The following is a 244-nucleotide window of genomic DNA, read 5'->3' as shown; positions in this document are numbered from 1 at the left end:
AACTGGGGCGCAACCGCAGTATCTGCGCGCCATCGAACGGGTCTGTCAGGTAATGCGCCTGCACCCCAAAGGTCTCCTGTAACCGTTGCGGCGTCAGCACTTGCAGTGGTTTGCCGAGCGCCACCAATCGGCCGTGATCCAGCACGGCCAGGCGATCACAGGTCAGTGCCTTATTAAGATCATGGCATGCAATCAAGGTGGCCACGGGAAGCGCCTTCACGCCTTAGAGGATCCCCAGTTGATG

General features: G+C 59.4%; 1 pseudogene. It reads right to left on the bottom strand.

The window, feature by feature from the left end:
* Window positions 1-244, bottom strand: a pseudogene (locus SB765_RS32880) (histidinol phosphatase); the annotation flags it as partial.

The sequence above is a fragment of the Pseudomonas sp. SIMBA_067 genome (assembly GCF_046534675.1).
Taxonomy (GTDB): domain Bacteria; phylum Pseudomonadota; class Gammaproteobacteria; order Pseudomonadales; family Pseudomonadaceae; genus Aquipseudomonas; species Aquipseudomonas putida.
The sequence above is the reverse complement of the archived record's forward strand: the minus strand, read 5'-3'. Positions and strand labels throughout refer to the sequence as shown.